Genomic DNA, 5,147 nt, shown 5'->3' with positions numbered 1-5,147 from the left:
GTTTTTTTCGCAGAGCAATGAGGTTCGTCCAGATTCCCTGAAAAGGTTCTCGTACATTCTGGGAATCTGCAAGAATCTGAGAATACTGTTTCCAACCGGGCGGCGAGCAAACGAATGGGTGAAGAAGCCCAACAAAGCTTTTGGCGGTAGGTCAGCACTTGAAGTCATGATTGAAGATCCAGCCCTAATAAGGCGGTATCTCGATGCCCAGTTGGTCTAGCTTTACCTTGACGATGTAGTAAGCAGGGTCAGGCTTTCTTTTTCTTCTTTTTAGTGATTTCAGGAAAGTCCTGATCCACCTTCTCCAAGAACCATTCTTTCATCGTTAGCCCGCGCTTCTTGATCTCTCGATGAAGCGCCTCTTTGTCGTCTGCCTCTATCTCAAGAACGATCCTTCCCGACTTACCTACAGCCATACCGCCTCCGAACCTGATGTCATGTCACATGACGTAATATTTTTATATTGTAGTTTGAAAATGCACAGAACGAAATCCCTCATAATTTAAATAACTTATATTATATTATGTAACATCATATCACTTGACATAACATTGATGCAAACCTACAATCGAGTTAATTATCGGCAGTCTAATGATCAGGGGCGAACACATGGATTCAGTTCAAAACAATCAAGCGACATCGCTTTCATCTTTCGTGTGGAATGTGGCGAATGATCTCTGGGGTGATTTCAAGCACACAGACTTTGCAAGAATCATCATTCCTTTGTTGCTTCTGAGGCGAATGGAGTGCGTCCTTGAGCCAACGAAAGAGGCCGTATTGAAGGCTTATGAGGCTGACAAAGATAGCGGGATTGATTTGAACATTGTCCTCCCCGAGGTATCGAAACTGCCTTTCTACAACACAAGCCAGTACACCCTGGAAACCGTTGGCTCCACCCATACTCGGGCTAACCTGGAGCAATATATCAGCCGTTTCTCCCCGAACGTTCGCCTGGTTTTTGAGGAATTCGGTTTCAACAACACCATCGAAGAACTGGAAAAAGCGAAGCTGCTTTACCGGATGGTCCGCCACTTCGCAAATATCGACTTGCACCCAGACGTTGTTTCTAACCGTGTTCTTTCCAACGCGTACGAAGACCTGATCCGAAAGTTCGCTGCATCGATCAACGAGAAGGCCGGGGAATTCATGACCCCCAAGGATGTTGTTCGACTGACCACCAAGCTTGTTTTGAGTGCAGACGAAGAGATTTTCACTGAGAGCGGTGTCATCCGGTCTGTTTACGATCCTTCATGCGGTCTGCTGGGCTTCATTACCGATGCGATGGATCAAATTGAGGAGATGGGCTCTACTGCCAAGATCATCCCTTATGGCCAAGAGCTTGATCCAAAGACTCATGCTATGGCGCTCACATCCATGCTAATTCAGGGGTTTGATGGCAGAAACATAGTACAAGGCAGCACGCTCTCCAACGACAAGCTGAAAGACAAGCGTTTCCACTACGGCCTTGCGAATCCTCCGTTTGGAATTAAGTGGGACAAAGACAAACCGACCGTCGATAAAGAACACAAAGAGCTTGGTTACGCCGGTCGTTTCGGCCCAGGTCTGCCGCGTGTCAGTGACGGCTCTATGCTGTTCCTGATGCATCTTGTTTCGCGTATGGAAGATCCCGAAAACGGCGGCGGTCGTGTCGGCATTGTCCTTTCAGGATCGCCGTTGTTTACGGGTGATGCTGGTTCGGGTGAGTCTGAAATCCGTCGCTGGCTGCTTGAGCAGGATTATGTTGAAGGCATCATTGGTCTTCCTACTGACCTGTTCTTCAACACCGGCATTGGCACTTACGTCTGGATTCTCTCCAACAAGAAAACCGAGCATCGGAAGGGCAAGGTTCAGCTCATTAACTTAGCCGATGTTTGGACGTCCATGAGGAAGTCTGAAGGCACTAAGCGCCGATACCTGACCGATGATCAGATTGATGATGTGGTTCGTCTCTATGACAGCTTCACCGAATCTGAAAACTCAAAAATCTTTTATACGACCGACTTTGCTTTCCGGAAGGTTGCCATAAAGCGCCCTCTGCGAGGAAAACTGATCGTCAGCGAAGAAAGTATTGCCTTGCTCCGTGAAGGAAAGCAGTTCCAAAAGCTTTCGGAAGAACAGCAGGAAGCTTGGATCGGCTACTTTGAGGATCATCACGGCGAACATGAATACGACTGGGCGCACGGCCTGGTTAACCGCCTGAAGAATACTGAGAAAATCGGAAAGACCACCAAGGCACTTGGTAACGAGTTTACCAATACGCTGTTCCAGCAAGATCCTGAAGGCGACATCGTCACCGACTCAAAGGGCAACCCGATTCCCGATACCTCTCTGAATGACACAGAGAACGTTCCGTTCAAGCAGGACGTTGAGACCTATTTTGAAGAGGAGGTTCTGCCTCATCTTCCGGATGCGTTTATCGACCACAGTGTCCGCGATGAAAAGGACGGTGACGTCGGCGTTGTTGGCTATGAAATCAACTTCAATCGATACTTCTACAAGTATGTTCCGCCTCGCTCATTGCATGACATTGACGCAGACCTGAAGGCTTCTGAAGCTCGCATTCAGGCGCTGCTTGAGGAGGTGGCGGAATGATAAAGGGATATCCTCAGTACAAAGACACCAAGTTTGAATGGTTGGGGGCTCTTCCCTCCCACTGGGGCCTTGCAAAAATCGGCGTTCTTTTTGATCAAAGAAACGAAAAGGTTAGTGATGCTGATTTTCCCGCGCTTTCCGTCACCAAAAACGGAATAGTGCCTCAACTTGAGAATGCTGCGAAGACTGATGCTGGAGACAACAGAATGTTGGTTCGCAAAGGCGACTTTGTGATCAATAGTCGATCTGATAGAAAAGGGTCATCAGGAGTTTCTTCGCTAGATGGGTCGGTATCTCTAATATCTATTGTTCTTCGGCCCCTGGAGCACAACCCGCGTTACATTCATCACCTTTTCCGATCTTATAACTTCCAAGAAGAGTTTTATCGGAATGGAAAGGGGATTGTAGCTGACCTCTGGAGTACGCGTTACTCAGAGATGAAAAACATCTATATCCCAGTTATACCAATGGATGAGCAAAACTCTATTGCCGATTACTTGGATAAAGAGACGTCACGGATTGATGGCTTGATTTCCGAAAAGAACAACTTCATAAACCTCCTCAAAGAAAAGCGCCAAGCCCTGATCTCGCACGTTGTGGCCAAAGGCTTGGATCCGAATGTGGAGATGAAGGACAGTGGGGTTGAGTGGATTGGGAAGATTCCGAAGCACTGGACCAGGAAAAGACTTAAGCATGTGATCTCCTTGATAGAGTCTGGAACAAGTGTAAATGCCGCTAATGTTCAGGCTGATCCCAATCAAGTCGCGGTTCTGAAGACAAGCTCCGTATATGGAGGGAAATTTGACCCAAGTAAAACAAAGACCGTTATTGATGAGGATGTCAGTCGAGTTAACTGTCCTTTAAGAAAAGGCTCTTTGATCGTAAGTCGGATGAATACGCCTGATTTGGTGGGTTCTGCTGGATATGTTTTTGATGCCCCAGAGAACATATTTTTGCCTGACAGGTTGTGGCAGGTTGAATTTAATAGTGCCACTCTTCCAGAGTTCATCTATTACTGGACGCTTACCGACGTTTATAGAAATCAGGTAAAGATCTCTTGTGAGGGGACAAGTTCCAGCATGCAGAATATCAGTCAAGGTGATTTTAAGAATTATCACCTAGCCGTGCCGTCGCTGGAAGAACAGATTCTTATTGTAGATCACATAAGATCAAGAGCCTCATTTATCGAAAAGTTAATCGTCGAGGTTAACCACTCTATAGATTTGCTGAAGGAGCACAGAACGGCTTTAATCAGCTCAGCCGTAACCGGAAAAATCGACCTACGAGACAAGGAGGTAGCGTAATGCCACAAGCGCATCACGAAATTAACTTGGAGGCTTACGTTACAAAGAAGCTTGTCGAAAACGGATGGCTTGAGGGCAAACCCGAAAATTACGACCGTCACCTGGCACTGTATCCAGAGGACGTTGCTGAGTGGGTAAAAGCCTCCCAGCCTGAGAAATGGGACAAGCTCTACTCCATCAACGGAGAGGAAACCACGAACGTTCTTCTCAATCGTCTGGACAAAGAGCTGAAGTCAAAGAACGGTGGCACCATCAATGTCATTAGGCACGGTTTCTCTATCGCGGGTGCCGGTCGCATTGATATGAGTCAGTGTGCTCCAGAAGACAAGAACAACGAAATCCTGATTGAGAAATACAAGGCCAACCGCCTTCGAGTTGTACGCCAGGTTAAGTACAACCCGACCCGAGAATGGTCTATCGACATCGTTCTCTTCATCAACGGCATACCAACAGCCACCCTGGAGCTTAAAACAGACTTCACTCAGTCCATTGAAGATGCCATCGCGCAGTACAAGGAGGATCGGGTTCCTGAATACAAGCTGGGGAGCAAAAAGGTCCAAGAACCTTTACTGACCTTCAAACGCGGTGCTGTCGTCCATTTCGCAATGTCTGACTCCCAGATCGCGATGACCACCGAGCTGAAAGGCGAGAATACTTACTTCCTTCCATTCAACAAGGGCAACAATGGTCATGCGGGCAATGCTCCCCGAGAGGATGGCGAATACCCCGTGGCGTATTTTTGGGAAGAAGTTTGTACCTGGGACAGCTGGCTCAGGATTTTCCACAGCTTTGTTTACGTTGAGACCAAAGAGAAAGTGGACAAGCACGGAAAGCCTTACAAGGCTGAGACGCTGATCTTCCCCCGCTATCACCAGTTTGAAGCTGTGAATAAGATGATCCAGGACGTTAAGAAAAACGGTCCTGGCAGCCAATATCTGAACGAACACAGTGCGGGCTCGGGAAAGACAAGTACCATCGCTTGGACAGCCCACGATCTGATCAAGATTCGCCATGACGATGGTACACCCTACTTCAACAGCGTCATCATTGTGACGGATAGAAATGTCTTGGATGCCCAGTTGCAGGACGCCGTACAGCAGCTGGACCACCAATTCGGTGTCATCGAGGCTATTGATGCCCAGCAGTTTGGTGACTCCAAAAGCAAGCGGTTGGCGCAGGCCTTGAAAGAAGGGGTTCCGATCATTGTTGTTACGATCCAAACCTTCCCGTTTGCGATGGAGGCAATCCTCA

General features: G+C 47.8%; 5 protein-coding genes. 4 read left to right on the top strand and 1 reads right to left on the bottom strand.

Going from position 1 to position 5,147, the window contains the following annotated elements; all coding sequences use genetic code 11:
* A partial coding sequence (locus tag ABJZ52_RS02270) for an MbcA/ParS/Xre antitoxin family protein (protein WP_348487685.1) occupies positions 1 to 220 on the top strand: 220 nt, incomplete at its 5' end.
* A 28-nt stretch (positions 221 to 248) separates the two neighbouring features.
* Here ABJZ52_RS02270 and ABJZ52_RS02265 read toward each other — a convergent pair.
* Entirely contained in the window at positions 249 to 416 is a 168-nt protein-coding gene (locus ABJZ52_RS02265) for a hypothetical protein (RefSeq protein ID WP_348105613.1), read from the bottom strand.
* 193 nt (positions 417 to 609) lie between these two features.
* Here ABJZ52_RS02265 and ABJZ52_RS02260 point away from each other — a divergent pair, with 193 nt between their 5' ends.
* From ABJZ52_RS02260 to ABJZ52_RS02250, 3 genes are all read left to right on the top strand, one after another.
* A complete protein-coding gene (locus ABJZ52_RS02260) occupies positions 610 to 2,592 on the top strand; it encodes a class I SAM-dependent DNA methyltransferase (RefSeq protein WP_348105614.1) in 1,983 nt (660 codons plus the stop codon).
* A complete protein-coding gene (locus tag ABJZ52_RS02255; protein ID WP_348105615.1) occupies positions 2,589 to 3,896 on the top strand; it encodes a restriction endonuclease subunit S in 1,308 nt (435 codons plus the stop codon). The genes ABJZ52_RS02260 and ABJZ52_RS02255 overlap by 4 nt, the downstream gene beginning before the upstream one ends.
* Positions 3,896 to 5,147, top strand: a 1,252-nt coding sequence (locus ABJZ52_RS02250; protein WP_348487684.1) for a type I restriction endonuclease, incomplete at its 3' end; no start/stop codon positions are given. The genes ABJZ52_RS02255 and ABJZ52_RS02250, both read left to right, overlap by 1 nt.

Source organism: Roseibium sp., from assembly GCF_039982295.1.
GTDB lineage: Bacteria > Pseudomonadota > Alphaproteobacteria > Rhizobiales > Stappiaceae > Roseibium.
The sequence above is the reverse complement of the archived record's forward strand: the minus strand, read 5'-3'. Positions and strand labels throughout refer to the sequence as shown.